The following is a 21,894-nucleotide window of genomic DNA, read 5'->3' on the forward strand; positions in this document are numbered from 1 at the left end:
CGCCCCCTTCAGTGCCGGTGCTCCACCATCTTCACATCGGCATCGTAGAGCGAGCGGATGGTGTCGCCGTCGATGGCGGCGGTGTGGTGGCAGATCAGGGTACGGTTGAGGCAGGCAACCCGGTTCACGTAGCCGGAGATGAAACCGATATCGTGGGAGACCACGATAATGGTCATGCGCTTGTTGAAGCGCTTCAGCAGGTCGAAAATCTCGGTCTCGACACGCATATCGATATTCGCCGTCGGCTCATCCAGCATCAGGATGCGCGGTTCGCAGGCCAGGGCGCGCGCCACCAGCACCCGCTGCAACTGCCCTCCCGACAGGGTGCAGAGCTGGCGGGCGGCCAGATCCAGCACCTCGGTCTCGGCCATCGCCTGGCGCGCCACCGCGCGATCGTGGCGGCGGTAGTTGCCGAACAGGCCCGACATGCCCAGCCGGCCCATCATCACCGTCTGTTCCACGGTGATCGGGAAGTCGCGGCTGAACTGGGGGTACTGGGGCACATAGCCGACCTGGGTGCGACTGCGCTGGGGCGGCTTACCCAGTACCCGCACCTCGCCCCTGAGCGGCTCCAGCAGACCCAGCATCAGCTTCAGCAGGGTGCTCTTGCCTCCCGCGTTGGGGCCGACGATGCCGAGAAACTCATGCTCTTCGACCTCCAGGTTCACGCCGTCCAGCACGCGGGGTCCCCCGTAGGAGAACGAGACATTGCTAAGCGATACCACCGACGGGGCGCTCATCGATATGCCTCGTCGATAGCCCTGGCGACCTGCCGCAGGTTATCCAGATAGGACTCGGCCAGCGGATCCAGGGTCACCAGCCGCCCGCCGATGGCGGCGGCCAGCGCCGCGGCCTGACTCTGGGCGAACTGCTGCTGGACAAAGATCACCTTGATCTCCTCGGCCCGGGCCTGATCGACCAGACGTTTCAGGGTACGCGCGCCCGGCTCCTTGCCCTCACTCTCGATGGGCAGCTGCTGCAGGCCAAAGGCGTCGGCAAAGTAGCCCCAGGAGGGGTGGAACACCATGAAGCGGCGCCCATTCAGCGGACCCAACAGCTCCCGGATCTCCTGCTCAAGGGCGATCAGCTCCTGATCGAAGCGGGCGTGATTCTCCCGGTAGCGGTCGGCGTGCGCCGGATCCAGTGCAATCAGCCGGTCCCGCAGATGCCCGATCATGATCCGCACATTGGCCGGCGCGAGCCAGATATGCGGATCATCCCCGTCTTCCGCATGCCCATGATCCGCATCAGCATGATGTTCACCGGCCGACTCCATCTCGCGCAGGGCCACCCCTTCCCGGGCATCCAGCAGGGCCATCTGCGGATTGGCACTCTTGATACTGTCGATCAGCACATCCTCAAACGGGACACCAATGCGATAAAACAGCGCCGCCCGCGAGAGCCCCGCCATCTGCCTGGGCAACGGCTCGTAGGTTTCCGCGCTCTGGCCCGGCCCCACCAGTACCGAAACCCGCACATGTTCTCCACCGAGTCGCTCCGCGATAAATTTCTGCGGCAGGATACTGACATAAACCGACAGGGGTTCGGCGCAGACCGCCGTGGCGAAGATAAACAACAGCGGCAGCAGCAGGCTTCGTATGGTCAAATGCATGGACGAGACAGGGGGCAGTTGAATAGAAGTGTTATGTTATCACATAACATAAGTAATGGGGACACCCGAGGCCCAATATCCGTTACCATGCAGTTAATTAACGCACTATCAGGGGTCGCTACAACCGATGAATCCCGGTTATCTGATACTTCATCCCGCCACGGACCAACCGTTGCCGGAAATTTCACCCTTGCTGGCGCGCCTGGTGGAAACCGGTCTCATCGGCCAGGTGGTGCCGGACACGCCAGATTGCTTTCGCGCCGGCGCGGATTTCCTGCAGCGCCTCACCTTCCTGGGCTGTTCGCCCAACCTGCCGCTGGACACCGATCAGCACCCGGGGGAGGCGCTGTGCACCATACGCCTGCTCGGTCCCTTCCCCTCGGCGGTACTGATAACCGGCGAGAACTGCCGGCCGCCGCGCTGTCGCGCCTGCCGGCATCCGTTGCCCGACTGGCGCAGCCAAATCGGCACTGCGAACAGCGGCATCCGCTGTCCGGGGTGTGGTCGGGAGAGTGGTTTACGGGATCTCGACTGGCGGCAGATGGGCGGGGTCGCCCGGCTGTTCATCGCCATTTCCCAGGTGTTCCCCGGCGAGGCGGTACCCACCGCCGGACTGATGCAGACGCTACGGCAGGAGGGGAGCGAGTGGGGTTATTTTTATGTCCAGCAACCGCGGATATGGCCGAAAGGGGCGGAGATGCCGGGATTCTGAGTATCGGGTGCATAAGCTTGCGCATGCCATTCTCCGGTCCGTAAACGGTACATCCCTGTACCACTCCTCACCGCCATCCGATTCATGGTGGATGCGCTGTCGCTTATCCACACTACAAAAGCACTTTATCAGTAACTACTCACCCGGTCTGTGAGTGTTTGGCCTGCCTTGTTGACCGATCTTGATGGCGCCTCGAATCTGGTCCGTTTTTCAGATTCAAGCCTGCCCTTGTTTGAGCGAAGCGAGTTTGGGCAGGCGCTGAAAAAGGGGCCGGATTCGAGGAGGCAAGCCATCGTGTGAGGTCAGCAAGGCAGGCCAATCACCCCGTGAGTAGTTAGCTTTATCTAAGGATCAGTGGACGATGATACGGTCCTTTCCCGCCCGCTTGGCCTCATACAGCGCCCGATCCGCCCGGGTAAAGACATCGGCCGGCGTATCCCCCGGGGCAAATCCGCTCATCCCGCAGGAGATGGTGACCTCCACCCGATTGCCCACCGAATGGATACCGCTCTCTTTCACCTCCCGGCGCACGGTCTCGGCGACATTCATGGCATCCTCACAGTTGCTGCCGGTGAGCAGCATGACGAACTCCTCACCACCATAGCGGGCGACGAAGTCGGTTTCGCGCAGGCCCAGCAGCAGGCTCTGGCCGATAATGCGCAGCGCCTTGTCGCCGGCGAGATGACCGAAGCGGTCATTGATCCGTTTGAAGTCATCGACATCCCAGACCAGCAGGGTGAGCGGCTCACCAAAGCGTTTCCAGCGAGCATACTCCTGCTCCAGCCGGTCGTCGTAGGCCAGGCGATTGGGCAGCCCGGTCACGGTATCGGTCGCCGCCTGGCGGTGCGCCTCGATCATCTTGGCGCGCAGCTCGCGACCCTCGCTCTGCACCTCTTCCAGACGCTTGCGCAACTGGTCTTCCAGCAGGGCCGCCTGCTTATGCCGCTCCCCCTCGCTGGCCACAAACTTCCCGACATGGGTCTCGATTGCATCCAGTTGCTCGGCTATCTCCAGGCGCAACTGCTGCAGCGTGGTGGCCTGGTCCATATTATTACGCATACCCCCCACCCGCTGGCGCATCGCCAACCCCAGCGCCTGCCCCTCGACCATCGATTTCTGCCGCAGCGCCTTGCTGCTGCTGACATGCTTGTCGATCTCCACCAGGCGCTGGGTCAACTCCTTGAGGAAACCACGGGTATCCTGGATCTCCGTCTGCACCTCGCCGACCGACTTGGAGAGCAGAGCACACAGCGAGGAGAGCACCTCGACCCAGACCGCGCTGTCCTGCTGTCCGACCAGCTCCAGTTCCAGACGGCGGATATCCAGACTGAGCTGGGCCGGCCAATCCAGCCCTTCGAGCAACCGCAACAGCTGTTGATTCGGGGTAACCACTGCATCGGCAGAGGCGCCGGACGCCCCGGAGGAGGGGAAAAAACGGCGCAGGAACCCGGCGGCCGAACCCGGGTTATCCCCCTGGGTCAGCAGCCGCAGAAACCGGTCGATCTGCTGATCCGAGGCGGCATCGCCCTCCGCCACCAACTGCTCGGCCAGCTTGCGCAGCTTGCCGGCATTGCGACCGGTCACCCCGGAGCGGCTGATCAACCGGGGGAGCAGGTCGGTCTCGCTAGCGGTGACGGGGGCGGGTTCATCATTGGCCCGGATCAGCGCCTCCGAGATGGCCGCCAGCCGATCCGTCATGTCGGGCTGCACGCCCTTTCTGACCGCGTTACGCAGTGCCGAAAGATGGGGGTCGATAGCGGGATCCAGGCCACTGGTGGCCAGGGTCAGGCGGATGATGATGCGGCAGAGCAGTTTTTCCGTGTCGGCCGCGGCGGACTTTTCCTCGGCCTGCTGTTGCGCCAGATCCAGGTACTGGATCTTCCAGTCCGGGGTGGCGGTTGTCTCTTGCTCGCTCACGGATCAGGCCGCCAGCCGCATGCTGGAGGGGATAATGACATCGATCCCGATCGGCAGGTGATCCGACAGCGGGTACTCCACTACCTTGGCATTCTCCACCTGGAGCGAATCGGAGACCAGGATGTGGTCAATCTTGCGGATCGGACGCCAACTGGGAAAGGTGTTCATCTGGCACGCCGGCTGGGTGAGCCTGCCGCTCTCGGTCAACACGCGCATCTCCTCGGAGTCACAGCCGAAGTTGAGGTCGCCCATTACCACCACATGGGGCAGATTGGACACCAACTCGCGGATGAATGCCACCTGACGCAACCTGGCCCTGCGCCCGAGGGCCAGATGCATGATACAGACGGTCAGTCCGCTAGTTCCGCCGAAGTTGCAAACGATCACCCCCCGGCCAGGCAGACCGGGCAGTTTGTACTCGGTCACATCCGACGGGCGCAATCGTGACACCAGACCGTTACTGTTCTGCGCCAGTTTCCCGAGGCTCCGATTGACCTGCCGGTACCAGTAGGGGAATGCCGCCTGCCGGGCCAGGTACTGGGTCTGATCCACGAAACCGCTACGCAGGCTACCGGAATCCACCTCCTGGAGTCCCACGATATCGTAACCGTGGATTACCGCGGCGATGCGATCAAGGTTGAGCAGACGCTCCCGGTGCGGAAGGACCTGTTTCCAGCTCTGGGTCAGGTACTGCCGGTAACGTTGCGTGTCTATTCCGGACTGTATGTTGTAGCTGAGCAGTTTCAGACGCTGCGGATCACCACTGTCATCCATTGGAGCCCCCCGGTGCACTATTGCAAGTCTACTGCTTTTTTGCACGCTTTTCAGCGATTACCTTATCAATAAGATAATCAATCGCCTGCATCTGCAGATCGCCCTCAAGCCCGCTGGTGCGATACTTGCCGTCCACCACGAAGGCCGGCACGCCGCGTATATCAAACCGGCCTGCCAATACCTCGGCACGCCGCGACTGGGTCTGCACGGCGAAGGATTTCATCGCCTTGCGGTAGGCCTCGACATCCACCCCCTTGTCGGCCAGAAGCGCTTCCATATCCTCGGCGGTGGCGAGGCGATTCTTCCGCACATGAATCTCGTCAAAGATCGCCGCGTTCAACTCATCCTCAACTCCCATCAGGGTCAGGGCATAGAAGGTCTTGGCATGCAGCACCACATCCGCCCGCTTGAACATGGCCGGGATACGCACAAACTCGACGGCATCAGGCTTGCGCTCCAGCCATTGACCGATATGCGGCTCCAGCTTGTAGCAGTGGGGGCAGGCGTACCAGAAAAACTCCACCACCTGTACCTTGTCCCCCTCCGCGCCGGGCTGTTCAGGGATGATGGAGAAGTAGTGTACCTCCTCCTCAAAGGGGGTCTGGGCCGGCGCGCCTGCCGCCAGGAACATAAAGACAAACAGAGACAGCACCCGGATAAGCGTTAGTTTCTTCATATTTATACCTCTGTGGGGGTATTAAGCGGCCAATCGGCTGATTTATTGAGTAGCGTTCCGGTAAAACCGGCAAAACTACTGCCTCCCTCCGACCCGACAATAGGCCCGGGGTTCAACAACCCGGCGCTCGAACAGGGATCGTAACACCCCATGACCGTCGGCGACGACGCCTTCCTGATGATGGGTGTAGGGGCACCCCCGTGGTTGCCCGCCGGTGAGGTGGTGTCGATAGATCGGGGCAGGCACAGGGGCTTGCCCCTACGGATCGGGCGGTGGTTGTTTTTGATACCACGTAGCACCCCCCGTGGTTGCCCGCCGGGTGAGGCGGTGTCGATAGATCAGGGCAGGCACAGGGGCCTGCCCCTACGGAACGGGCGGTGGCTGTTTTTGATACCACGTAGGGGCAACTCCGTGGTTGCCCGCCGGGTGAGACGGTATCGATAGATCAGGGCAGGCACAGGGGCCTGCCCCTACGGATCGGATCAGCGCAGCCCCTGCACGTATTGGGCGACCGCGGCGATCTCCTTGTCGGTCATACGGGCAACCACATTGCGCATCATCTTGGCGTTGTCGTTGCTGCGATCACCGGAGCGGAAATCCTTCAGCATCTTTTCAAGATAGGCGGCATGCTGCCCGGAGATGCGGGGGAATTTGGCCGCCGGGTTACCCATGCCGGAAGGACCATGACAGGCCATGCAGGCGGCCACATCGGTGGCCGCGTTACCGCCCCGGTAAATGGTCTCGCCCAACTCGACCTTGTCGGCCGCGGCGCTGCCGGGCGTCTGGTCCTGGCTGCTGAAGTAGGCCGCCAGGTTATCCATGTCCTGCTCGGTGAGCGGCATGGCCATCGGCGACATCAGGTCATTCTTGCGCACACCACCCTTGAACTCGCGCAACTGTTTCTTTATATAGCTGGGGTGCTGTCCCGCCAGTTTCGGCCACGCCGGGTTGGGGCTATTACCATCTACACCGTGACAGGCGAGACAGGTGGCGGATTTGGTCTTGCCGGCCTCGGCGTCGCCTGCTGCCTGAGCACTACCGACCGCCATAGCCAAAAGGATGGAAACTGAAACTAGCCATTTATTCATGGTCAAACCTGCTGTGTCGACTGACTCACCTCAGTCGTTAATAAACCCCCCGGCCGGCAACATTCGATTACCCCCCGGAAATCAAACCCCGGTATCGATCAACAAATCGCCCGGGGACCGAAAAAAGCCGTGCATGTATACCAGATGCCGCCGCACCGGGTCAAATTCACCAGGCTTATGCAAACCCATAAAAAGCATGCGCAACCGCCATGCATTGGGGCGGCCGGCCAGCGACTTTCGATAATCGATCATGCCGCTTGATAATTGTCATATGCAGCAAAAACAACAGCTGATGAAATGCCTCACGCCAGCGCAATGCAGTATGATCAGCCCTGTCCATTCACACCATGAGGTGGCAAAGCCACATGCCCCATCGGCCATCACCGATCCAGACGATACTGGGCCGCCTCGAAAGCGCCCTGGCCGCGCTATCGTCGACAACAGATGGGCCAGCAGGGAGACTGGTCAGCATCACCCTGGCAACCCCGGAGTTGCACCTGCATCGACTGCCGCCGTTGAATGGCAACTGGTTTTACTGGGGCGAGCCGAGCCGGCAACGCTATCTGCTCGGCATCGGTGAAGCGCGGCGCCTCACCGCCACCGGTGAACAGCGACTGCGCCGGCTGTCCGATCAGTTCGAACAGCAGCGTGCCGCCTGGCACCATGTGGATCCGGATGAATCGGGGTTCCGCGCCACCGCCTTTACCGGGTTTGCCTTCGACCCGGATGATCCGATGCGACAGAATTGGTCCGGGCTGCCGAATGCCGCCATCTTCTTCCCCGAACTGCTGCTGCACCAGACCCCCGACCGTTGCGCACTGACCTTCAGCTTCTGTCACGGCTCCCGGCAGCGCGCCCGGCTGCGCAGCCGGCATCTGTTGCAGGAGCTGACCGACGCCCTGCTGCGGGACCCGCAGCCCCATTCCGACCGCAACCGGATCTCCCGGACCGGCACCATGCCCTCCGATGATGAATGGCTACTCCAGGTCAGTGAGGCGACCCAGCAGATCCGCCAGGGCAGCCTGGACAAGGTGGTACCGTTCCGGCGCATCAGCGTACGTGCCGAGCACCCGCTCGATCCGTCTCGCCTGATGGCCTCGCTGGATGACCTCTATCCCAGCAGCCTGCTGTTCTCGATCCGCCTGGACGGCAGCACGTTTGCGGCGGCCACCCCGGAACGGCTGATTAGCCGCAAGCAGCGGTTGATCAGCTGCGACGCCATCGGCGGTACCATCCGCCGCGCCCAAGAGCGGGGCGAGGACCTTCAACTGGGGCGGCAACTGCTGAACGATCGCAAATCCCGTCACGAACACGCCCTGGTGGTGCAAGGCATCCTGGCCAGTCTCAAGGCCCACTGCGCCGACCTGAGCGCCCCGCCCCACCCCACCCTGAAACGCTTGCGCAAACTGCAGCACCTCTGGACCGGCATCAACGGCGAGCTGCGAGGTGACGCCACCCTGCTGCGCATTGCCGATGACCTGCACCCGACCGCGGCCGTGAGCGGCTTCCCCAGTGCCAATGCCGGGCGCTGGTTGAGCGATCACCAGAACGCGGCCCGGGGATGGTACACCGGCGCGGCCGGCTGGCTGGATCATCAGGGCGATGGCGAGCTGGCGGTGCTGCTGCGCTGTGCCCTGCTGAACGGTGAGCGCGCCGAGCTCTTTGCCGGGGCCGGGGTGACCAGCGAATCCTGTCCGATCGCCGAATTCCAGGAGACCGAGCTGAAGTTCGGCACCATGCTGGAGGCGCTGGAGCATGCCTGAGCAGCGCCCGGGAGCCGGCAACCTGCTGTGGGCCTACGCGCTGATCGACGGCCTGGCCGGCGCCGGGGTAACCCGGGCGGTGATCTCTCCCGGCTCCCGTTCCACCCCGCTGGTGCTGGCCTGTGACGCCCACCCGGCCATTGAGATCAGCGTGCAGGTGGATGAGCGTTGCGCCGCCTTCCTGGCCCTGGGACTGGCCCGCGGCGGCGGCCGCCCGGTGATCCTGATCGCCACCTCCGGCAGCGCCCCCGCCCACTGGTATCCGGCGGTAATCGAGGCGAGCCACAGCAACATCCCGCTAATCCTGCTGAGCGCCGACCGCCCCCCCGAACTGCACGGCTGGGGCGCCAACCAGACCACCGACCAGCAACGGCTGTTCGGCAGCCACCTGCGCGCCTTCCACGATCCCGGCCCGGCCGATGCCGATGCCGATGCCAGGGAGCGGCTGCGGCAGCTGGGCGGCCGCGCCACCCGGCAGGCGCTGCAGCCGCGCCCCGGGCCGGTGCAGATCAACCTGCCGTTGCGCGAGCCGCTGCTCCCCGAATCGCCGGTCGAACTGCCGCTCCCAACGGCGGTAACAGCGGCCCAACGGCCGCGGCCGGTGCCTGAAACGGACCTGCTGGAGGCGGCCCTGGCCCTGATCTCCGGACAACCGGGGTTGATCATCTGTGGCGCCACGGATCTGGGCGCCCCCTTCGCCGCGGCCGTGACCCGGCTGGCGGCACAACTGCAGTGCCCAATCCTCGCCGACCCCCTGAGCAACCTGCGCTTCGGCAGGCACGACCAAACGGCACTGATCTGTCGCTACGACGCCTTTCTCGATGCCTTTCCCGATGCTGGCGGCGCGACCCTGAAACCCCGCTGGATCCTGCGCTTCGGCGCCCTGCCGGTCTCCAAGCCGCTGCTACGGCACATGGAGAGCAGCGACGCCCCGGTGATCCTGTGCGATCCCTACCGGCAGTGGCCGGTTGCCGCGCCCCACACCGAACTCACCCTGGCGGCCGACCCGGCCCTGCTGTGCACCGCCCTTGGCGCCCGTGCCCCTACACCGGGCCCGGCCGATTGGCGGGAGCGGTTCCGGCGGTTCGAGCGGATCAGTCAACAGCGGATGTCGGCGGAGACCCGTGACGACCGACCGTTCGAGGGCTGCCTGATCCGGCAGCTGCTGGAACGCCTGCCCGACGGCAGCCTGCTGTTCAGCGGCAACTCCATGCCGATCCGCCAACTGGACAGCTGGAGCGGCGCGGCGGCGAAACGCCTGCATATCCACGCCAACCGCGGAGTGAGCGGCATCGACGGCAACCTCTCCACCTTCATCGGCCTGGCCGAGGGCGACCATCCGTTGGCGGTCGCGCTGCTGGGGGATCTCGCCTTCTACCACGACATGAACGGGCTGCTGGCGGCGGCCGGTCGGGACCTGGTGATCATCCTGCTCAACAACGGCGGTGGCGGCATCTTCGGCTACCTGCCCCAGGCGACGCTGGGGAGTTACCAGCGTTACTGGAATACCGCCACCCATTTGGATTTCCAACACAGCGCGGCGCTCTACGGGTTGGCTTATCAGCGGGTGACCCGCCAGTCGGCCTTCCAGCCGGCGCTGGAGCAGGCGATCGATGCCGGCGGACCACAGCTGATCGAGGTGATGATCGAGCGGGAGTTCAGCATCGCCCGCCACCGCCACTACCGCCAGGCCGTGGCCGAGGCCCTTGCCGAATAGGTGCAGTGGTCGGCCGTGCGAACGAGCCTACACGTGCCTGGCTGGAAGGTGAACCCATCTGTGTCCATCCGTGTGAATCCGTGGTTTGGACAGGCGCGGTCGCGCTGTTCCCGCGTCACCTCGGCACCACCCAGAAGGCGGGCCGTACCCGCCGACGGCGCCCACGGGGCGCCCTATACCCAAAGCGTTGGACCGGGTACGGCTTAGCTCCGACGAACGATACCAATGGGCATTATTTATACTCACCCGCGGCGTTTTGTTTAAAATGCCCGGCTACAGTGATCAGACCAGTGGAGTAGTCATGGCCAGCAGCATCGAATGGCAGGTTCCCGAGGGGACGGCATACAGCGACATCCTCTATCACCAGGCCGAGGGGATCGCCAGGATCACCATCAACCGGCCCCGGGTGCACAACGCCTTCCGCCCGGAGACGGTGATGGAGCTGATCCAGGCCTTCCGTCACGCCCACCTGGACCCCGGCATCGGCGCCATCATCCTCACCGGCGCGGGCGAGCGGGCGTTCTGCTCCGGCGGCGACCAGACCGTCCGTGGTGACGGCGGCTATCGGGACAGCAGCGGGGTCGAGCACCTGAACGTGCTGGAGCTGCAGCGCCAGATACGCACCCTGCCGAAACCGGTGGTGGCCATGGTGGCCGGCTACGCCATCGGCGGTGGCCAGGTGCTGCACCTGATCTGCGACCTCAGCATCGCCGCCGACAACGCCCGCTTCGGCCAGACCGGCCCACGCGTGGGCAGCTTCGACGGTGGTCTCGGGGCCGGCCTGCTGGCCCGCACCGTGGGTATGAAGAAGGCCAAGGAGATCTGGTTCCTGTGCCGCCAGTACGACGCCCAACAGGCGCTGGAGATGGGGCTGGTCAACACCGTGGTGCCGCTGGACCGACTGGAGGAGGAGACCGTGCAGTGGTGTCGCGAGATGCTGCAGCTCTCCCCCACCGCCCTGCGCATGCTCAAGGCCTCGTTCAATGCCGAGACCGACGGCCTGGCCGGTATCCAGGAGCTGGCGGGCAACGCCACCGGGCTGTTCTACCTGACCCCCGAGGCCCAGGAGGGGCGCGACGCCTTCGTGGAGAAGCGGCCGGCCGATTTCAACAAATTCCCGCGCCGCCCCTGATCCAGGTACGCACTCGATATGCAGATACAACAGTGGCTGCTCGCCGTCCGCCCCAAGACCCTGGGTATCTCGGTGGTGCCGGTGCTGGTGGGCAGCGCCCTGGCCTGGGCCGAGCTGGGCCGGCTGCTGTGGCTGCCGGCGCTGACGGCCCTGCTGGCGGCAATGCTGATCCAGATCGGTACCAACCTGTATAACGACGCCGCCGATTTCGAGCGCGGCGCCGACACCCCCGATCGCCTCGGCCCGGAGCGGGCCACCGCCCAGGGCTGGTTCAGCGCCCGCCAGGTGAAACGGGCGGCCCTGCTGAGCTTCGCCGGCGCCTTCGCCCTCGGCATCTACCTCGCCTGGGTCGGCGGCTGGCCGATCGTGATCATCGGCCTGCTCTCCCTGCTGGCCGGCTACGCCTATACCGGCGGCCCGCGCCCCATCGCCTACAGCGCCGGCGGCGAGCTGTTCGTGTTCATCTTCTTCGGCCTGCTGGCGGTCGGCGGCAGCTACTACCTGCAGACCGGCAGCCTCTCCCTGGAGACCCTGTTCTGTGCCACCGCCATCGGCCTGCTCGCCGCCGCGGTGCTGCTGGTGAACAACTACCGCGACCTGGAGACCGACGAACGGGCGGCCAAACTGACCCTGGTCCACTACCTGGGCCGGGAGCGGGCGCGCCAGCTCTACGTACTGCTGCTGATCCTGCCCTTTGCCCTGCCGGTGGCGTTCAACAACCGCTTCGACGGCAGCTGGCTGGTGGTGCTCTGCCTGCCGTTTGCCCTCTGGCTGCTGCAACGTTTCAGCCGGGAGCCGCCGGGGCGGGTGTTCAACGCCATCCTCGCCGATACCGCCAAACTGCAACTGGCCTACGGCGTGCTGCTGAGTCTCGGGCTGTTGCTCTGATGCGGATTGTCTCTGCCGAGCTGATGGCCTATCGGCTCCCCTTTGCGACTCCCTGGATCTCCGCCACCGGCCACCTGACCGAGCGCCGGGGCTGGCTGGTACGCATCCGCGACCGCTCCGGTCGCTGCGGCTACGGCGATGCCGCCCCGCTGCCGGCCGCCGGCACCGAGACCGCCCCCGAGAGCCGCGCCTGGCTGGAGGAGCGGCTCCCCAGGATGATCGGCCTCTCCCCCGAGCCGGCGTGCCGGACCCTCTCCCCGGGGTCCGGCCACCCCGCCGCCCGTTGTGGCCTGGAGACCGCATTGCTGGATCTGCAGGGGAAACAGCAGGGTCTGCCGCTGTATCGGCTGCTGGGTGGGGAACCGGGGCACACGGTGCGGCTCAACGCCGCCCTCGGCGCCCTCAACGAATCGTCGGGCGAGCGAGTGGCGGCGGCCATTGCCGCCGGCTTCAACATCCTCAAACTGAAGTTGGGCAGCGCCCCGATGGCGGTTGAACTGCCGCTGCTGGAGCAGCTCTGTGAACGGCTCCCGGCCGGCGTCCGGCTGCGCATGGATGCCAACCGCGCCTGGCGGGCGGACGAAACCCGGCAGCTGATCGAGCGGCTGAATCACCTGCCGATCGAATCCCTGGAGGAGCCATTGCGCGATCCGCAATGTGAAATCCTCAATGAACTGCAGGCCCTGGCCCGCTTCGATCTGGCGCTGGACGAATCCCTGCCCGGGTATCTCCAGGCCGGGCAGCGGCTGCCGCCGCTCCCGGTCAGGCGCCTGATCATCAAGCCCGCCTGCCTGGGCGGGCCGCTGGCCGCGCTGGAACTCATCCGCCAAGCGCATCGGCAAGGCAGCGCCTGCGTCGTCACCAGTACCCTGGAGAGCAGCGCCGGCCTCTGGCCACTGCTGCATCTGGCCGCCGCGGCGGACGCACTGACCACGCCGGCAGTGCACGGCCTGGCCACCGCCGACTGGTTCGCCCGCGATCTGGGCGCCGCGCCGGTCATCATCAACGGCCATGTGACACTTGGGTCAGAACCGGGAACTGGTTTTATACTGAAGGCGTAACCGGCACAACAGAGGAGATGGCACAGATGCATTCACTACTGGATCAGCACCCCCGGGCATCCCTTGGTTTTTTCCCCACGCCGCTGATGAATCTGCAGCGACTCTCTCAACACCTTGGCGGGCCGCGCATCCTGATGAAACGGGACGACCAGAGCGGGCTGGCCCTGGGGGGCAACAAGACCCGCAAGCTGGAATACCTGGTCGGCGCGGCCATCGCCGCGGGCTGCGACACCCTGATCACCGGCGGGGCCACGCAATCCAACCACTGCCGCCAGACCGCCGCGGCCGCCTCCGGCCTGGAGTGTCATCTGGTGCTGGGCGGGGAGGCGCCGCCAACCGCGCAGGGCAATCTGCTGCTGGACCGGCTGCTCGGTGCCCGTATCCACTGGGCTGGCAAACAGCGCAAGGGCGAGCAGATGCCGCAGATCGCCGACCGGCTGCGCGCCGCGGGGCGTACCCCCTATATCATCCCCTACGGCGGCTCCAGCGCCACCGGCGCCCTCGGCTACGTGCATGCCGCCGCCGAACTGAAGACCCAGCTGGACAACCTGGATCAGCGGATCAGCCACATGCTGTTCGCCTCCAGCTCCGGCGGCACCCAGGCCGGGTTGATCGTCGGCGCCCACCAGGCGGGGTTGAACTGCCAAGTGATCGGCATCCGTATCGACAAGGAGGAGGAGGCCGACGCCCCATATCGCGAGCAGCTGCTCGACCTGACCAACCAGACCGCGGCCCTGTTCGGTATCGATCAGCGTTTTGATGATGAGACCATCTCCCTCCAGGAGCGGTTTACCGGCCAGGGCTACGGCATTGTGGGAGAGGCGGAGCGTAACGCCATCGGTCTGCTGGCCCGCACCGAGGGGATCCTGCTCGACCCGGTCTATACCGGCCGCGCCATGGGTGGGCTGCTGCGGCTGATCGATGATCGGACCTTCGGCCCGGACGACACGCTGCTGTTCTGGCACACCGGCGGGGCTCCCACGCTGTTTCCCTATGCCGACGCCCTGCTCGAATCACAACCTTGAGATCGCTATGCCGATAGTCACCATCACCCTGCGGGCGGGCCGTCCCGCCCACCATCTGCGCGCCATCATGGACGCCGTGCATGCCGCCACGGTCAATGCCCTCGGGGTGCCGGAGGCCAGCCGCAATCAGCGACTGGTGGAGATCGCCCCGGAGTACCTGTTCCATCCCCAGGGCTGCTCGCAGAATTTTCTCACCGTGGAGCTGGCGGCCTTCCCCGGGCGCTCGGCGGAACAGAAGGCGGCCCTGTACCGACAGATCACCGACAACCTGCAGCAGGCCGCCGGTATCGAAGCCCGGGACGTGATGATCCTGATCCAGGAACCGGCGCTGGAGAACTGGGGTATCAAGGGGCGGCCGGCCAATGCGCGCGGGCAAACGGCATGAGCGATCCAGTCGAGGTCCGCCTGCCGGTGCTGCCGGAGTGCTGGGAGAGTTGTGGCGCCTGCGCCGACGGAGCGTTGCTGGTGAGCGACATCCTGGTGAATCCGGGCGACCGGGTCCGGTGCGATGACCCGATCGTCTCCCTGGAGACCGACAAAACCACCCTGGAGATTCCCGCCCCGCGTGCCGACCGGGTCAGCGCCCTGCATGTCGAACCGGGCGACGAGGTGACCGCAGGCACGTTGCTGCTGACCCTGCAGGCGGAGTGAAGTGAAGCGGCTGGGAACCCGGATCAGTTTCGCGAGGGAGGGATGCGTCTGCCGGCCTGTCTACCAGATCGCGACCTTGACGTAGGGTGCCGGTGAGCCTGCGAACCGCACCAAGCCTTTATGGAAACGGCAGTCGCCTTGATGCGGTTCGTTTCACTCACCGCATCCTACGACCCTGCCTTGCCGGCCAATCACTTACAGACCAGGGGGTACCGCTCCAGCAGCTCCCGCAGCGCCGCCCGGGAGAGCTTGCCCATGGCATTGCGCGGCAGTTGCTCAATCGGCAGAAACTCCCGCGGCCGCAGGTGGCCGGGCAGGTGCTCGCGGGACCACTCGGCCAGCGCCGCGGCCGCCATCTCACCGCTGAACAGCGCCACCAGGGTAACCCCCCACACCGGGTCCACTCGACCGGTGACACCCACCGCCGTCACCCCGGGACAGGCCAGCAACCGCTCCTCGACCTCGGACGGATGAATGTTCTTGCCGCCGCTGACCAGCAGGTCGTCGGCGCGGCCGATCACGGTCAACCGCCCCTGCCCGTCCAGACGCCCCAGATCACCGGTCTCGAACCAGCCCCGCTCCAGCCCCAGGCCCGACGTCCCCGCCGGATTGGCGTAGCCGCGCATCACCGCCGGACCGCGTACCCGGATACGCCCGCCGCTGCCGATCGACACCTGGTAGCCGTCCAGCGGCCGGCCCACCAGACCGGGCGTGATGCCCGCCTCCGGGGAGCAGTCGGTAGCGAACTGGGAGGCGGTCTCGCTCATGCCGTAGCTGACACAGAGCGGCCAGCCGGCGGCATGGGCGCGTTGCGCCAGTGAACGGGAGAGCGGCCCGCCGCCGATCAGCACCACCCTGAGCGCCGGCGGTGGCGGACGGTCGGCCTGGCTCAGCAGCCGCTCCAGCATGGCCGGCACCAGCGACAGGTGGGTCACCGCGCCGGCGGCGAGTTGTCGCCACACCTCGGCCGCATCGAATCCCTCCTGCAACAGCACCCGCGCACCGGCGGCGAGACAGCGCAGCAGAATCGACAGGCCGCCGATATGAAACAGCGGCAGACAGGCGAGCCAGCAGTCGGCCGCGCCCAAACCCAGGCGCCGTTCCGATGCGGCCACGCCAGCGGCCAGGTTGGCCGCACTCAGCATCACGCCCTTGGGCTCGCCGGTGGTACCGCTGGTGGCGATGATCAGTTGGATCTGGTCACCACTTAAGGGACGCCCACCCAGCGGGTTCACCCCGGCTGGGGCCACCCCCGCCGGGGGCGCGGCGAACAGCTCGTGTGGCACAATCCAGCCCATCCCGGGAGCCGTCGGGGGTTGATGACTCACCAGAAAGTCACAGCCGACACCGGCCAGCAATCGCTCGCGGCGGGCCGGCTCCATGGCCGGGTCCAGCGGCAACAGGGTCACGCCCAGATGCAGGGCGGCATAGAGCAGTCCGGCCAGCGCCTCGGCCGAGGGACACTGCGCCGCCACCACCTGGCCACGGCAGACGCCCCGCGCGGCCAGCCGGGCGCCCAACGCGTCCGCCTCGGCGACAAGCTGTCCATAGTCACGCGCACAAACGCCTGCCAGTGCCGGGGCTCGGGGATGGCGTTCGCTGGCGGCGACAAGCCAGCCGCCCGGGGAGGGGAAATCGGTCACTGTGGCGGTCCGTGATGGCGGCGGCAAGGGGCATTCAATAGTGATAAAATGGCGCTGTCCCAGTTATTTATTGGTGTTGATTTATTTTGGTTAATCACCCGTGGGCGCGGCTTCGCCGCGAAGATCGCAGCCAAATCCACCCCTTGGAAAAGCACCGTTCCTCGGGCATCACCTAACTGGTACATCGCCAACAAAATCGGGAAAAATACGCTACTTTGACCAAGATCAAAAGAGCTGCAACCTGTTTTCTGTTCCAATACGGCGAAATTCCGGGTTACTGAACCCGTCTGTTTCCCAACCATTTGTTCGAGATGTCGATGTCCATGTTTCCTCCAAGCACTTTGACCCTGTTTTCAGTCTTGCTGTTCTGCCTGGCCAATCCACTGCAGGCACAAACCTTCGATTATGATCCCGACAATGCCGAGGAGATCAACGAACTGTGCGCCGGCTGTCATGGCGAATTCGGACAGGGTGGCAAGGAGGGTGAGTATCCCCGCATTGCCTCACAGCCGATCGAGTTCACCATAAACCAGTTGCGCCTGTTCCGCGATCGCAAGCGCAAGAACCTGGCGATGGTGGAGTATATCGATGATCGGCAGATGCCGGAATCGGACATCTACGATATAGCCCGTTACCTGTCCGAAATCACCCTCAAGAACCGGCTTTCGCCGATGGATGAGAACTCCCCCGACTTTGACGCCTACGCCCGCCTGCTCGAATCGAAAATGATCATGCAGATTCCCAAGGCGGAAGGGGATATCGAACGGGGTGGCAAGATCTACAACAAGGAGTGCGACACCTGCCACGGCCAAGAGGGCTGGGGCGACCACAAGAAGGCGGTGCCGATGCTGGCCGGCCAGTACACCAGCTACCTGTGGCGCCAGGTGGAACAGCTGCGCAGCAAACGGCGAATCCATGACGAGGACTCGCCCGATAGTGAGTTGCTGGACGAGTTCACCGACCAGGAGCTGACCGATATCTTCGCCTACCTTTCGGTGATGGACGACTGAAATCATCCATCACCACCCCGTAGGGGCAGGCCCCCGTGCCTGCCCGGATTGCCGAGTCCCGGGAACACCGGGCAACCACAGGGGGTTGCCCCTACAATCGCTCAGAAACGCCGCCCCGGTACAAATTCGTCGGGCGTCAGGCGACCGTCGCCGTTGGCATCGAACGATTCGAAGCTGGGCGCCGCCCCGGCATTACGCATGGGAGAGCCCTGCGCGGCCTTCTCACCCTGGCGGGCGGCACGGGTCCGGGCAAACTCTTCCGCCGTTACCACACCGTCTCCATTGCTGTCGAATTCGGCAAAGCCCGCCGCCTGCCGGTTGGCACCCCCCATGGGGGCCATCGGCCGGTTCAGCTGCTGCTGCCGCGTCTGGGAGAGCTGGCCTTTCAGCAACTCGTTTTCGCTGAGATAGCCGTCGCGGTCGCCGTCAAACGCCTCAAAGGCCGGCGCATTGCCCAAGTTCCTCATCAACCGTCCCTCCTTGGCCCGTTCGCCGATGCGGGCATTGCGCGCCGTATAAAACTCGTCGGTACTCACCCGGCCATCGCCGTTGCTGTCATAGGTGGCGAAGGGGATTGGTCCGGGTGGGACCGCGAGCAGGCTGCCGGCGGCCAACAGGGCGCCGATCGCCAAGCTGAGTAACAGTGTGCGTTTGTGGGTTTTCATGATCTTCTCCTTCAATCTGCTGCCTTTCCCTGATTAAAAGAGTAATCCCGGCAGCTGAAACCAGGCTGAAAATCACCGCGTAGCTTGAAAAAACTGTAAATATTCGGCCAAATGCTCTACAAAAGGGCTCACCCAAACGATCACCCAACCCACAGCCAGCCGAACTCAGCCGCTATGCGCATCTACATGCAGACCCTGCACTCACCGGAGCAGCCGCTCCGCTATTACCACCTGCACCTGCAGCCCGATCTGCTGGGTGGTTGGAGTCTGGTGCGTGAGACGGGCATTCAGGGTACCCGTGGACAGGTGACCAAGGAGCACTTCGAGGGGCGTGAAGAGGCCGAGCGCACCCTGATCAAACGACGCGATATGCAGCTGAAGCGCGGTTACCGGGTGGTGTTTCGCGAGGGCGCCCCGCGCGAGTCAGGCAGTTAGCCGTATCAGGCAATTAGGCAGTTTGTTGTTTGTAGGGTGGCACGTTTTTTGTGCCCACGCGGATGCCCCAAACCAGATGACAGCCGGGCGCGGACGACGTGCCGATCACAGCGGCAGAGTGACCCGGACCTTGAGCCCGCCCAGTTCCGGCGCCGGCATAAACTCGATCTCGCCGCCATAGAGCTGCACCATGTCCTTGGTGATGGCCAGCCCGAGACCGTGCCCGTCCATCGACTCGTCGATCCGCACCCCGCGCCCCGTCAGCCGGGCCAGCGCCTCCGCTGATACACCAGGACCGTCATCTTCCACCTCAATCACCACCGCATCGTGCTGAGCGATGACACAGCGCACCCGGCCCCGGGCCCACTTGCAGGCGTTATCCAGCAGGTTACCCAACAGCTCCAGCATATCTTCCCGATCCACCGCAAGCTGACCCACCTCCGGAACCCTGGTCTCAATGGCTAACTGCTTTTCATGGTAAATCTGTCGCAGCACGCGTAACAGCGCAGGCATCTCCCGGCCGGCATTGAAATGCCCGCCGGAAATCCCGGAACCGGCCAGACGTGCCCGCTTCATCTCCCTTTCCATCAGCTGGCGGATGCGCGAGAGCTGTTGCTGCATGGCGGCCTTCAGCTCCGGATGGGCCACCAGCTCATCGCTCTCCAGTTGCTGCTGCAGCAGATTGATCGGTCCCTTGAAGGCGTGTGACAGGTTGCCCAGCCCCTTGCGCGAGTGTTCCAGGCGCTGCTGAAACAGTTCCAGCAGATGATTGAACTGTACCACCAGCGGCGCCACCTCGGCCGGCACCTGGGTGGTCAGTGCCCTGACCTCCCCCCGCTCCAGCCGCGCCATCTCCTCCCGCACCCGTTCCAGCCTGACCAGGGCCGCACGCACGATCAGCTGTTGTCCGGCGAACAGCAGCAGGGCTCCGCCCAGGATCAGCCCAACGAACAGCCACTCGAACCGCGTCAGCTGCTGGTTGAGCGGCGTCATATCCTCCGCCACCGCGATGGAGAAGATCTTCCCCTGCTTGTTGTAACCGGCGGCCCAGACCAGCAGTTCCTGGCCCGCCGGCCCCGGCATGCGCCACTGCCCCCGCGCGCCGGGATCGAAGGCGGGAATCTCCAGCCGCTGATCCCACTGGGAGCGGGATGCGACCTGTTCGCCGTCCCGGAAGTTGATCTGGTAGTAGTGACCGGAGAGCGGCTGATTGTAGATGGCATCGACGCGCCGCCAGCGCACCTGAGGTCGGCCGGAGTCATCCAGCCGCATTGCCGCCAGCACCGACTCGGCGTCGTGCTCCAGTCGGGAGGCGACGAAATACTCCGTCAGGCTGTGGATCGCCTGGATCCCCCCCCACCAGACCAGCCCGAACAACAGCAGCAGGCCGACAGCCAGCCCCAGACGCAACTGCTGACCCAGGGAGTTCAATCGTCATCTCCCCGGAACAGGTAACCCTGGCCGCGTCGGGTCTCGATGCGCTCCCGGCCGATGCGTTCGCGCAGGCGCCGGATGTAGACCTCGATCAGGTTGCTGTCCCGATCAAAATTCTGTTCGTAGACATGCTCGGTGAGTCGGGTTTTGGAGAGGATGCGGCCGGGATGCAGCATGAAATAACGCAACAGCCGGAACTCGGTGCCGGTCAGCTCCACCGCGCGGCCATCGGCCAGTATCACCCGCTGGTGGTCCTCATCCAGCTGCAGCCCGCCCTGCTTCAGTTCGTGGGCGGGCTGTCCGGCACTGCGGCGCACCAGCGCCAGCAATCGGGCCACCAGCTCCTCCGCGTGGAACGGTTTGCCCAGGTAGTCATCCGCCCCCGCGCGGAAGCCGTCCACCCGCTCATGCCAGGCATCCCGGGCCGTCAGCACCAGCACCGGCAGCGGGTTTTCCCGCGCCCGCCAGTGGGCCAGCACCTCCAGACCGGGGCGCTGCGGCAGTCCCAGGTCGAGCACCGCCACGTCGTAGGGTTCCACCTCGCCCATGAATTCGCCATCGACCCCGTTATCCGCCACATCCACGGCAAAGCCGGCCCGCTTCAGGGCCGGCTTCAGCCGGGCCACCAGTTCGGCGTCATCCTCCACTAGCAGCAGGCGCATCCTAGTGCTCCGTCAATGTGATAATTACGGAGCACTAATCTTCCCGCTCGCGTTTCAGCAGTTCCCCAGTTACCGCATCCAGCTTCAGTTCCCACACCTTGCCGTCGTCATCCAGCAGTTCGATTTCGTAGATCAGGGCACCCTTTTTCTGTTCCAGCTTGACCTCCAGCGGCCTTCCCGGATACTCGGCGCGAACATTGGCCAGGATCTGTTCCAGCGACAGGATCTCGCCCGACTCCAGCAGCGCCCGCGCCCGTTCGTGGTCACGCTCGGCCATTACCAGCAGCGGCACCAGCAGCGCAACAAGCAGTAAATAATGTCTTTTCATGGTAACCCTTATCCTGCACCCAAGGCCGGCTCAAGACAATCTTCATTCAGGCACCCCGGTTTCCGAGGGATTTCCCGCCGGCTGGATACAGGCTACGCGGGGAAGATGAACTGAAGCTGAAATGTGCCCGGGTCGCAGGGTTCTACTTCCAGGTAAAGCGGATACTATCGCGGCCGACCTTGCCGCCCCGCCGGGCGCCACCGAGTACCCTGACAGAGTGCTAGACTTAAGGTATAAGGCATTCCCCGATCAACCCCGGAGCACATCACCCGACGATGTAGCACGATGATGTAGCCCTCTCACCCCGAGAAGGAGCCAAACCATGACAACCACAATTACCGGTGCATTCACCTCCATGGAGTCGATCCGCAACACCATGGACGACCTGCTGGCCAGCGGCATCGACCGGGAGAAGATGTTTGCCGACAGCGAGCATACCGAACTCAAGGTCATGATCCCGGATGATATAGAGAGCGAGGTCACCGAGATCATTCAGCGCCACAAACCGGTGGAGCTGGCCTCCTATCACCGCTGATTCCGAAGTTCGGTCCTTCAGCCACAACCGACGGCTGGCCGGTAATGTCCCCGGCCAGTCGGAATTCCGGGTGGACGGGCAATACCGAGGCGGGCGCCGGGGCAACTCTCCGCGGTTGCCCGGGGTGGCTGCATCAACGATCGTGAGGCACAGGCACGACTCCAGC

At 64.6% G+C, this 21,894-nt stretch carries 24 protein-coding genes; 12 read left to right on the forward strand and 12 right to left on the reverse strand.

The window, feature by feature from the left end; all coding sequences use genetic code 11:
• Positions 1-8: 8 nt before the first annotated feature.
• Together NPX02_RS03385 and NPX02_RS03390 are read right to left on the reverse strand one after the other, a co-directional pair.
• Positions 9-740 carry a metal ABC transporter ATP-binding protein gene (locus tag NPX02_RS03385; protein ID WP_260291802.1) on the reverse strand — a complete coding sequence of 244 codons (732 nt, stop codon included), beginning with the start codon at positions 738-740 and terminating at the stop codon, positions 9-11.
• Entirely contained in the window at positions 737-1,612 is an 876-nt protein-coding gene (locus NPX02_RS03390) for a metal ABC transporter solute-binding protein, Zn/Mn family (protein ID WP_260291804.1), read from the reverse strand. Before NPX02_RS03390 ends, NPX02_RS03385 begins: the two co-directional genes overlap by 4 nt.
• A gap of 127 nt (positions 1,613-1,739) precedes the next feature.
• Between NPX02_RS03390 and NPX02_RS03395 the strand changes: the two genes are divergently transcribed.
• Positions 1,740-2,324, forward strand: coding sequence for a hypothetical protein (locus NPX02_RS03395; RefSeq protein WP_260291805.1), 585 nt, complete (start codon positions 1,740-1,742; stop codon positions 2,322-2,324).
• A 351-nt stretch (positions 2,325-2,675) separates the two neighbouring features.
• Here NPX02_RS03395 and NPX02_RS03400 read toward each other — a convergent pair whose 3' ends face one another.
• The 4 genes from NPX02_RS03400 to NPX02_RS03415 form a co-directional block, all read right to left on the reverse strand.
• Complete coding sequence (locus tag NPX02_RS03400; RefSeq protein WP_260291806.1) at positions 2,676-4,241, reverse strand: GGDEF domain-containing protein; 1,566 nt, start codon at positions 4,239-4,241, stop codon at positions 2,676-2,678.
• 3 nt (positions 4,242-4,244) lie between these two features.
• Positions 4,245-5,015 carry an endonuclease/exonuclease/phosphatase family protein gene (locus NPX02_RS03405; protein ID WP_260291808.1) on the reverse strand — a complete coding sequence of 257 codons (771 nt, stop codon included), beginning with the start codon at positions 5,013-5,015 and terminating at the stop codon, positions 4,245-4,247.
• Between the two features lie 28 nt (positions 5,016-5,043).
• Positions 5,044-5,691: a thiol:disulfide interchange protein DsbA/DsbL gene (locus NPX02_RS03410; protein ID WP_260291809.1), complete on the reverse strand. Its 648-nt coding sequence runs from the start codon at positions 5,689-5,691 to the stop codon at positions 5,044-5,046.
• 482 nt (positions 5,692-6,173) lie between these two features.
• Entirely contained in the window at positions 6,174-6,779 is a 606-nt protein-coding gene (locus NPX02_RS03415; RefSeq protein ID WP_260291810.1) for a c-type cytochrome, read from the reverse strand.
• Between the two features lie 365 nt (positions 6,780-7,144).
• Between NPX02_RS03415 and NPX02_RS03420 the strand changes: the two genes are divergently transcribed.
• The 8 genes from NPX02_RS03420 (at position 7,145) to NPX02_RS03455 (ending at position 15,016) form a co-directional block, all read left to right on the forward strand.
• Entirely contained in the window at positions 7,145-8,542 is a 1,398-nt protein-coding gene (locus NPX02_RS03420; protein WP_260291811.1) for an isochorismate synthase, read from the forward strand.
• Positions 8,535-10,259 (forward strand): 2-succinyl-5-enolpyruvyl-6-hydroxy-3-cyclohexene-1-carboxylic-acid synthase, encoded by a 1,725-nt coding sequence (gene menD, locus NPX02_RS03425; RefSeq protein WP_260291812.1) that lies wholly within the window; start codon positions 8,535-8,537, stop codon positions 10,257-10,259. The genes NPX02_RS03420 and menD overlap by 8 nt, the downstream gene beginning before the upstream one ends.
• A gap of 301 nt (positions 10,260-10,560) precedes the next feature.
• Complete coding sequence (gene menB, locus NPX02_RS03430) at positions 10,561-11,391, forward strand: 1,4-dihydroxy-2-naphthoyl-CoA synthase (protein ID WP_260291813.1); 831 nt, start codon at positions 10,561-10,563, stop codon at positions 11,389-11,391.
• Between the two features lie 18 nt (positions 11,392-11,409).
• Positions 11,410-12,279 (forward strand): 1,4-dihydroxy-2-naphthoate polyprenyltransferase, encoded by an 870-nt coding sequence (locus tag NPX02_RS03435; protein ID WP_260291814.1) that lies wholly within the window; start codon positions 11,410-11,412, stop codon positions 12,277-12,279.
• Positions 12,279-13,340 (forward strand): o-succinylbenzoate synthase, encoded by a 1,062-nt coding sequence (gene menC / locus NPX02_RS03440; RefSeq protein ID WP_260291815.1) that lies wholly within the window; start codon positions 12,279-12,281, stop codon positions 13,338-13,340. Before NPX02_RS03435 ends, menC begins: the two co-directional genes overlap by 1 nt.
• A 26-nt stretch (positions 13,341-13,366) precedes the next feature.
• Complete coding sequence (locus NPX02_RS03445; protein WP_260291816.1) at positions 13,367-14,365, forward strand: D-cysteine desulfhydrase family protein; 999 nt, start codon at positions 13,367-13,369, stop codon at positions 14,363-14,365.
• 7 nt (positions 14,366-14,372) lie between these two features.
• A complete protein-coding gene (locus NPX02_RS03450) occupies positions 14,373-14,750 on the forward strand; it encodes a tautomerase family protein (RefSeq protein WP_260291817.1) in 378 nt (125 codons plus the stop codon).
• Positions 14,747-15,016, forward strand: a complete 270-nt coding sequence (locus NPX02_RS03455; RefSeq protein ID WP_260291818.1) for a lipoyl domain-containing protein — start codon at positions 14,747-14,749, stop codon at positions 15,014-15,016. The genes NPX02_RS03450 and NPX02_RS03455 overlap by 4 nt, the downstream gene beginning before the upstream one ends.
• A 191-nt stretch (positions 15,017-15,207) precedes the next feature.
• On the opposite strand, the gene NPX02_RS03460 is transcribed toward NPX02_RS03455, so the two are convergent.
• Together NPX02_RS03460 and NPX02_RS03465 are read right to left on the reverse strand one after the other, a co-directional pair.
• Complete coding sequence (locus NPX02_RS03460; RefSeq protein ID WP_260291819.1) at positions 15,208-16,659, reverse strand: class I adenylate-forming enzyme family protein; 1,452 nt, start codon at positions 16,657-16,659, stop codon at positions 15,208-15,210.
• Positions 16,656-16,916, reverse strand: a complete 261-nt coding sequence (locus tag NPX02_RS03465; RefSeq protein WP_260291820.1) for a hypothetical protein — start codon at positions 16,914-16,916, stop codon at positions 16,656-16,658. Before NPX02_RS03465 ends, NPX02_RS03460 begins: the two co-directional genes overlap by 4 nt.
• A 66-nt stretch (positions 16,917-16,982) precedes the next feature.
• Here NPX02_RS03465 and NPX02_RS03470 point away from each other — a divergent pair, with 66 nt between their 5' ends.
• Entirely contained in the window at positions 16,983-17,669 is a 687-nt protein-coding gene (locus NPX02_RS03470; protein WP_260291821.1) for a c-type cytochrome, read from the forward strand.
• Positions 17,670-17,770: 101 nt separating this feature from the next.
• On the opposite strand, the gene NPX02_RS03475 is transcribed toward NPX02_RS03470, so the two are convergent.
• On the reverse strand, positions 17,771-18,334 hold the full coding sequence (locus NPX02_RS03475; RefSeq protein WP_260291822.1) for an EF-hand domain-containing protein: 564 nt from the start codon (positions 18,332-18,334) through the stop codon (positions 17,771-17,773).
• Between the two features lie 174 nt (positions 18,335-18,508).
• Between NPX02_RS03475 and NPX02_RS03480 the strand changes: the two genes are divergently transcribed.
• Complete coding sequence (locus tag NPX02_RS03480) at positions 18,509-18,769, forward strand: WGR domain-containing protein (protein WP_260291823.1); 261 nt, start codon at positions 18,509-18,511, stop codon at positions 18,767-18,769.
• A 105-nt stretch (positions 18,770-18,874) separates the two neighbouring features.
• Here NPX02_RS03480 and NPX02_RS03485 read toward each other — a convergent pair whose 3' ends face one another.
• Genes NPX02_RS03485 through NPX02_RS03495 form a run of 3 tightly spaced genes read right to left on the reverse strand, consistent with a single transcriptional unit; the run spans position 18,875 to position 21,193 of the window.
• The gene (locus NPX02_RS03485) at positions 18,875-20,200 is read right to left on the reverse strand and encodes a sensor histidine kinase (protein ID WP_260291824.1); all 1,326 of its coding nucleotides are present in this window, start codon (positions 20,198-20,200) and stop codon (positions 18,875-18,877) included.
• The gene (locus tag NPX02_RS03490; protein WP_260291825.1) at positions 20,197-20,865 is read right to left on the reverse strand and encodes a response regulator transcription factor; all 669 of its coding nucleotides are present in this window, start codon (positions 20,863-20,865) and stop codon (positions 20,197-20,199) included. The genes NPX02_RS03485 and NPX02_RS03490 overlap by 4 nt, the downstream gene beginning before the upstream one ends.
• Before the next feature lie 34 nt (positions 20,866-20,899).
• Positions 20,900-21,193, reverse strand: a complete 294-nt coding sequence (locus NPX02_RS03495; RefSeq protein WP_260291826.1) for a PepSY domain-containing protein — start codon at positions 21,191-21,193, stop codon at positions 20,900-20,902.
• A gap of 322 nt (positions 21,194-21,515) precedes the next feature.
• Here NPX02_RS03495 and NPX02_RS03500 point away from each other — a divergent pair, with 322 nt between their 5' ends.
• A complete protein-coding gene (locus NPX02_RS03500) occupies positions 21,516-21,728 on the forward strand; it encodes a hypothetical protein (RefSeq protein WP_260291827.1) in 213 nt (70 codons plus the stop codon).
• Positions 21,729-21,894 lie beyond the last annotated feature (166 nt).

Source organism: Sedimenticola hydrogenitrophicus, assembly GCF_025175675.1.
Classification (GTDB): Bacteria; Pseudomonadota; Gammaproteobacteria; order Chromatiales; family Chromatiaceae; genus Sedimenticola; species Sedimenticola hydrogenitrophicus.

What these genes read in the sequence shown, in the direction of transcription:
- NPX02_RS03385 (WP_260291802.1), bottom strand. Translation starts at nt 740, where the DNA reads ATGAGCGCCCCGTCGGTGGTATCGCTTAGCAATGTCTCGTTCTCCTAC.
- NPX02_RS03390 (WP_260291804.1), bottom strand. Translation starts at nt 1,612, where the DNA reads ATGCATTTGACCATACGAAGCCTGCTGCTGCCGCTGTTGTTTATCTTC.
- NPX02_RS03395 (WP_260291805.1), top strand. Translation starts at nt 1,740, where the DNA reads ATGAATCCCGGTTATCTGATACTTCATCCCGCCACGGACCAACCGTTG.
- NPX02_RS03405 (WP_260291808.1), bottom strand. Translation starts at nt 5,015, where the DNA reads ATGGATGACAGTGGTGATCCGCAGCGTCTGAAACTGCTCAGCTACAAC.
- NPX02_RS03410 (WP_260291809.1), bottom strand. Translation starts at nt 5,691, where the DNA reads ATGAAGAAACTAACGCTTATCCGGGTGCTGTCTCTGTTTGTCTTTATG.
- NPX02_RS03415 (WP_260291810.1), bottom strand. Translation starts at nt 6,779, where the DNA reads ATGAATAAATGGCTAGTTTCAGTTTCCATCCTTTTGGCTATGGCGGTC.
- NPX02_RS03420 (WP_260291811.1), top strand. Translation starts at nt 7,145, where the DNA reads ATGCCCCATCGGCCATCACCGATCCAGACGATACTGGGCCGCCTCGAA.
- menD (WP_260291812.1), top strand. Translation starts at nt 8,535, where the DNA reads ATGCCTGAGCAGCGCCCGGGAGCCGGCAACCTGCTGTGGGCCTACGCG.
- menB (WP_260291813.1), top strand. Translation starts at nt 10,561, where the DNA reads ATGGCCAGCAGCATCGAATGGCAGGTTCCCGAGGGGACGGCATACAGC.
- NPX02_RS03435 (WP_260291814.1), top strand. Translation starts at nt 11,410, where the DNA reads ATGCAGATACAACAGTGGCTGCTCGCCGTCCGCCCCAAGACCCTGGGT.
- menC (WP_260291815.1), top strand. Translation starts at nt 12,279, where the DNA reads ATGCGGATTGTCTCTGCCGAGCTGATGGCCTATCGGCTCCCCTTTGCG.
- NPX02_RS03445 (WP_260291816.1), top strand. Translation starts at nt 13,367, where the DNA reads ATGCATTCACTACTGGATCAGCACCCCCGGGCATCCCTTGGTTTTTTC.
- NPX02_RS03450 (WP_260291817.1), top strand. Translation starts at nt 14,373, where the DNA reads ATGCCGATAGTCACCATCACCCTGCGGGCGGGCCGTCCCGCCCACCAT.
- NPX02_RS03455 (WP_260291818.1), top strand. Translation starts at nt 14,747, where the DNA reads ATGAGCGATCCAGTCGAGGTCCGCCTGCCGGTGCTGCCGGAGTGCTGG.
- NPX02_RS03470 (WP_260291821.1), top strand. Translation starts at nt 16,983, where the DNA reads ATGTTTCCTCCAAGCACTTTGACCCTGTTTTCAGTCTTGCTGTTCTGC.
- NPX02_RS03475 (WP_260291822.1), bottom strand. Translation starts at nt 18,334, where the DNA reads ATGAAAACCCACAAACGCACACTGTTACTCAGCTTGGCGATCGGCGCC.
- NPX02_RS03480 (WP_260291823.1), top strand. Translation starts at nt 18,509, where the DNA reads ATGCGCATCTACATGCAGACCCTGCACTCACCGGAGCAGCCGCTCCGC.
- NPX02_RS03490 (WP_260291825.1), bottom strand. Translation starts at nt 20,865, where the DNA reads ATGCGCCTGCTGCTAGTGGAGGATGACGCCGAACTGGTGGCCCGGCTG.
- NPX02_RS03495 (WP_260291826.1), bottom strand. Translation starts at nt 21,193, where the DNA reads ATGAAAAGACATTATTTACTGCTTGTTGCGCTGCTGGTGCCGCTGCTG.
- NPX02_RS03500 (WP_260291827.1), top strand. Translation starts at nt 21,516, where the DNA reads ATGACAACCACAATTACCGGTGCATTCACCTCCATGGAGTCGATCCGC.